At 50.5% G+C, this 5,718-nt stretch carries 6 protein-coding genes; 3 read left to right on the plus strand and 3 right to left on the minus strand.

Going from position 1 to position 5,718, the window contains the following annotated elements:
* Positions 1-26 precede the first annotated feature (26 nt).
* Genes GCA01S_RS06380 through GCA01S_RS06390 form a run of 3 tightly spaced genes read right to left on the minus strand, consistent with a single transcriptional unit; the run spans position 27 to position 3,314 of the window.
* Positions 27-1,004, minus strand: a complete 978-nt coding sequence (locus GCA01S_RS06380; RefSeq protein WP_017436804.1) for an alpha-ketoacid dehydrogenase subunit beta — start codon at positions 1,002-1,004, stop codon at positions 27-29.
* 1 nt (position 1,005) lies between these two features.
* Positions 1,006-2,088: a pyruvate dehydrogenase (acetyl-transferring) E1 component subunit alpha gene (gene pdhA, locus GCA01S_RS06385; protein ID WP_042408288.1), complete on the minus strand. Its 1,083-nt coding sequence runs from the start codon at positions 2,086-2,088 to the stop codon at positions 1,006-1,008.
* A gap of 20 nt (positions 2,089-2,108) precedes the next feature.
* A complete protein-coding gene (locus GCA01S_RS06390; protein ID WP_042408291.1) occupies positions 2,109-3,314 on the minus strand; it encodes a dihydrolipoamide acetyltransferase family protein in 1,206 nt (401 codons plus the stop codon).
* Positions 3,315-3,651: 337 nt separating this feature from the next.
* Here GCA01S_RS06390 and gloA2 point away from each other — a divergent pair, with 337 nt between their 5' ends.
* From gloA2 to GCA01S_RS20870, 3 genes are all read left to right on the plus strand, one after another.
* Positions 3,652-4,038, plus strand: coding sequence for an SMU1112c/YaeR family gloxylase I-like metalloprotein (gene gloA2, locus GCA01S_RS06395; protein WP_042408294.1), 387 nt, complete (start codon positions 3,652-3,654; stop codon positions 4,036-4,038).
* A 239-nt stretch (positions 4,039-4,277) separates the two neighbouring features.
* Positions 4,278-5,063 (plus strand): transposase, encoded by a 786-nt coding sequence (locus GCA01S_RS20865; RefSeq protein WP_255212266.1) that lies wholly within the window; start codon positions 4,278-4,280, stop codon positions 5,061-5,063.
* Positions 5,064-5,177: 114 nt separating this feature from the next.
* Positions 5,178-5,718: IS200/IS605 family accessory protein TnpB-related protein (locus GCA01S_RS20870; protein WP_255212267.1), on the plus strand; the 541-nt coding region annotated here is incomplete at its 3' end.

The raw sequence follows: 5,718 nt of genomic DNA on the forward strand, positions 1-5,718 counted from the left end.
AACCAGGTCTACACCTCCTTTTTTCATTAGTAGCGCATGAGCGTTTGTACTCCTTCGACGATGCGGGCGGCGTTTGGCAGCCAATCATCTTCGACCGATGGCACCGGATATGGTGTATCATAGCCAGTGACGCGCACGATCGGCGCCGACAGCGAGAACAAGGCGCGCTCACTGATGAGCGCGGCAATTTCCGCGCCGAATCCGTTCGTTTTCACCGCTTCATGGACAATCATCACCCTGCCTGTCTTTTCGACCGATTGCATAATCGTATCGATATCAAGCGGCTGCAGGCAGCGCAGATCGATCACTTCCGCATCCACGCCTTGCGCTTTCATGTCTGCGGCGAGTTTCGCGACAAGCGGAACGGTCGCCCCCCATGAAATGATCGTCACATCTTCCCCTTCTTTGACGATGCGCGCTTTGCCGAGCGGAATTTCATACGGCTCCTCCGGCACTTCCATGCGGAAGGCGCGGTACAATTTCATCGGCTCTAAAAACAAAACCGGATCTTCATCACGAATCGCAGCAATCAGCAACCCTTTCGCGTCATACGCGTTCGATGGCATGACGACTTTCAGCCCCGGCGAATGCGTAAACAGCGCCTCCAGCGCGTCGGAATGCAATTCGGGCGTGCGCACCCCGCCGCCATATGGACTGCGCACGACGATCGGGCACGTAAACCGCCCCGCTGAACGGAAGCGAATGCGGGCCGCCTGAGCTGCCAGCTGATCCATCGCCTGATAGACAAAGCCGAGGAACTGAATTTCCGCAATTGGGCGGAAGCCGTTGACCGCGAGCCCAATCGATGTGCCGATGATGCCCGATTCGGCAAGCGGCGTATCAAACACGCGCTGATCGCCAAACTGTTCCAGCAAGCCATCGGTGGCGCGAAACACGCCGCCGTTGGTGCCGACGTCTTCGCCTAAGACGATCACGCGCTCATCCCGCTCCATTTCTTGGCGCATCGCCTCATTAATCGCTTGAATCATCGTGATTTCCGCCATCTTACCTCACCTCTTTCCGTTGTTTCCGCCGCGCGACTTCTTGCTGCTGCTCCTGTAAGAGCTTGCTTGGCTTACCGTATACGTAGTCAAATACATCAACAATCGACCCGGTTTCGTTCGCCGTCGCTTCCTCATATGCCTCCGTCACTTCCTCATTCACTTGCGCGACCCATGCTTCCTCTTGCTCTTCCGTCCACAGCCCCCGCTTCTCTAGCAGCACCCGCAGGCGATGAAGCGGATCCTTTTTCCGCTTCCACTGCTCTACTTCTTCGGCATTGCGGTATTTCGTCGGATCGTCCGCTGTCGTATGCGGCCCTAAACGATACGTCAGCGCTTCAATCAGCATCGGCCCCTCGCCGTTGCGCGCCGCCTCCACCGCTTGTTTCATCGTTTTGTACACAGCAAGCGCGTCATTGCCGTCCACCAGCACGCCTTTCATGCCGTAGGCGAGCGCTTTTTGCGCGATCGTCCGGCTCGCTGTCTGCTTATGCACCGGAACGCTGATCGCATAGTGATTGTTTTGGCAGAAGAAAATGACGGGAACCTGATAAACGGAGGCAAAGTTCAACGCTTCATGGAAGTCTCCTTCCGATGTCGCACCATCGCCGAAATAGCAGACCGATACTTGCGTTTCCCCTTTCAGCTTCGTCGCCCATGCGCATCCCGTCGCGTGGAGCGTCTGGGCGCCGATAATGATTTGAGTCGGAAAAATATTTAAATCCTCCGGCATTTTTCTGCCCATGACGCGGCCGCGGACATACTGAAAAATTTGCGCGAGCGGAAGCCCATGCGCCAAGCAGGCGGCGATTTCCCGATAGCTTGGAAAAATCCAGTCGTCTTTTCTCAGCGCCAGCACGCTGCCGATTTGCGCCGCTTCCTGGCCGCTGAATGGCGCGTATGTACCAATCCGCCCTTGCCGCTGCATTTTCAACAGGCGCTCATCGATGACTCTCACTTTGCGCATCCAGCGGTACAGCGTCACGAGAAACTCATCGGAGAAAGACGCCAGCTCTTGTTCATCCCCATTCCCATTTTCATCAAGCAGCTGCACCATCTCAAATCGCAATTCGTTTTGATCAAACATCGTTTTTTCCTCCCCTCCGTTTAGCGAACATCTAATAACAGCTGTTCCGGATGTTCTAAAATGCGAGCGACCGTCCGCATAAACCGTCCGGCTGGTTCGCCGTCAATGACGCGATGGTCAAACGTCAGCGACAGCCCCATCATATTACGGATCACAATCTCATCCCCGACGACGGCTGGCCGGCGCTTAATCGCGTGAACGCCTAAAATCGCCACTTCCGGATAGTTGATGATCGGCGTCGCGAACCAGCCGCCGCCCGCGCCGGTGCTTGTAATCGTAAAGGTGCTTCCTTGCAGCTCATCGATGCGCAGTGTGTGCCGATGCGCTTTTTCCGAAAGGTCGGCAATCTCCATCGCCAGCTCGCGAATCGATTTTTGATCGGCATGCTTAATGACGGGAACGACAAGCCCCTCTTTCGTCGCCGTCGCAATGCCGATATGGTACTCTTTCTTTAAGACTATTTCATTCGTTTCTTCATCCACCATGGCGTTAAAAATCGGATGCTCTTGCAGCGCCCGCGTCACCGCCTTAATAACAAACGGCAAATACGTCAGCTTGATGGATTCCGACTCCAGCTGTTTGGCAAGGACAGTGCGGATTTCCACCAGTTTCGTGACATCGACTTCGTCCATTCCGGTCACATGCGGAGCCGTATAGGCGGACTTCACCATTTTCTCGGCGATTTTTTTGCGCAGCCCGCGAATCGGAAGGCGTTCTTCTTTCACGGCGCCGTCGTTTCCGCCGGCCGATGGCTTGGCGGTTTCCAGCGAAGGAGCAGCCGCGGCGGCCGCCGACTCCCGTTCTTTGACATACCGCTCCAAATCGGCGAGCGTCACCCTGCCTCCTTCCCCGCTTCCTTCTACTTCTTCAATCGGAACGCCCATTTCCCGCGCCCGCTTGCGTACGGACGGAGCGGCAATCACCCGTTTTTTCCGCTGAAGCGGCGCAGGCTCCACGCTATCCGCCTCCTGCTGACCGGCACTGCCAGTCTCCTGCTCAACGACGATCAGCGCTTCTCCCACTTTCACCGTCGCGCCTTCCGGTCCGGCAAGCGCCACCACTTTTCCGGCCACCGGCGTTGTAATTTCCACCATCGCCTTATCCGTCTGAATTTCGGCAATCGGCTGGTCAGCCGCCACCTCGTCGCCTTCTTGGATCAACCAGCGGATAATCTCCGCTTCATGCAATCCTTCGCCGATATCGGGCAGTTTAAATTCATAGCGCATGACTATATCCCCTTCTCCCTTTCTACTATTTCATTGGAAAATGATGTAGTATAATTCTAGAAGCAATATGATGCGGGCAGCACTTGGTGCAGATATGCTTTGGGGCTTTGCTAGATGGAAGGAGCTTGTTGAAGCAAACGGTTTCATCTATACAGATATTTTTTTAATAAAACAGATTAGTATAAATATTCTGAATTATACCGTCTATTGTTTTCATGATAATATACATTTTGTTCCATGTCAATACAGATGGGGAAGACATTTTTCGTGCCAAAGCTTGCGGACTGCCGCGAATCTATTTTTATTGCAAAATAGCTTACCGATAAGGAGGAAAACGATGCACTTCACTCGCGTTCACCATATCGCCATTATTTGTTCTGACTATGAACGGTCGAAACATTTTTATACGAACATTCTTGGATTCCGCGTCATTCACGAACAGTATCGGGAGGAACGCCGCTCGTACAAATTGGATTTGCAAGTCGGCGACCATACGCAAATCGAGCTGTTTTCCTTTGAGCACCCGCCGAAGCGGCCAAGCTATCCGGAAGCGTGCGGGCTGCGCCATCTCGCTTTGGAAGTCGAAAATGTCGAGGAAGCAGCCGCCTATTTGCATACGCACGGCATCGAGACGGAGCCAATCCGCGTTGACCCGATTACAGGAAAGCGGTTCACGTTTTTCCGCGATCCGGATGAATTGCCGATTGAGTTGTATGAGCGGTAAAATAGGGTAGTTACCAAAACAAAGGAGGTATAACCAGTTCATTTAAAATCAACAAAAATGTATCAAACTATGTAAATATCTCTTACTTTTTTCCCTGAATCTATGGATTTCGACTATTTTCTGAGCCTTCCCCCCTTAGTTGTGCTAAAAAATCATTCCTTCCTCATTTAAAAAGGAAATGAAGAAGAGTTGGCGAATATATGTTCTTAAGGATCCAAACATAGGGGGAAGGCAAGGGGATGAAAACGGTTCGAGTGATGAAAATCGTTTCTCATGACGAATCGCAACTTCGTTCATTGGATGAATTAATGCGCGTCTTTTGTTCCGCGAAGCGATACGCATTCAACCGTTTGCTGGAGGGAAGGAACGCAAAAGAAATCATCAAGCACCTTCCGCACCAATTTCGGCTTAACAAACGGTTTGCCGAAGATGCGGTTCTGCTTGTTCAATCACTGATTTCTTCCCAGCGTGAGTTACTTCCAACACGCTTGGAGGATGTGAAGGCGAAAATCGAAAAAACCGAAAAGAAAATCGATGAATACCAACATGGAAGAAAAACACCAAAGAATGTCGATCTTCCAACATGTTTAGATGGATTACAGCGACGATTAGAAAAATGGAAATCCAAAGAAGCTGAGCTAAAGCACCATCTCGACCAAGGGACGATTCCACGTGTGATTTTTGGTGGAAAAGAGAACTTTTATAAGCGCTTGAAAGGAAAAATCACGAACGAAGAATGGAAAGATTTGCGCTCGAATCAGTTGTACGCCAGAGGCGATAAAAGCAAAAAAGGAAATTTGAATATTCGTCTCACCTATGACGACAAGACGTACCAATGTTATGTAGAAATCGCCAATCCACTTGGACAACAAGAAGGGAAACACGCTCCCCGCTTACGATTCCCTGTGTCCGTTCCTGAAAAATATGAAGAGGAAATCATCGATCTCGTCATGGGAGAACCAGTCGAAGTGAATGCAAAAGGAAAGCCGGTCATTCAATATCAACCGTATACCGTCGAAATCTAACGCAAAAACGGGGAATATTATGTCCATCTCGTCTATGAAGAAGAGGTATATGGCAGGGAACTTACCTACGATGAACCAATTCAAGCGGAACGAATCGCTGGGATGGATATCAATATGGACCGCATCGCCGTAAGCATCGTTTCGAAACAGGGAAACTTTCTTCAATCAAAGGTATTTTACTGCCATGAACTGGAATACGTAAGAGCGAATAAGAGAAATAACCTCATTGGTGAAACGGTGCGCGATGTATATGACTGGCTGATGCAAGAAAATGTCGGGGCAGTGGTCATCGAAAACATTCAACTAAGACAGCAGCACGATACGGACAAACGATTCAATCGCTTGACACATCATTTCAAAAAGAAAAAACTGACTGATACCATCATTCGCCGGGGCTTACGGCTTGGGTTTCGCATCAAAAAAGTGAATCCGGCGTATACCAGCATCATCGGTCGTTTCAAGTATAGGAAAAAATATGGGTTATCCGTTCATGAAAGTGCCGCTTTGGTAATTGGCAGGCGGGGATTAGGGTATCGCGAACGACTTCCAAAAGAACTCATTGACACCATAAAAACGAAATTGAAATGCCATTTGGTTGCGGTGTTAGGGTCGATGGAAGAATCCTACAAGCAATCGAAAAACGGCAAGAAACAAC

Source organism: Parageobacillus caldoxylosilyticus NBRC 107762 (assembly GCF_000632715.1).
Taxonomy (GTDB): Bacteria; Bacillota; Bacilli; order Bacillales; family Anoxybacillaceae; genus Saccharococcus; species Saccharococcus caldoxylosilyticus.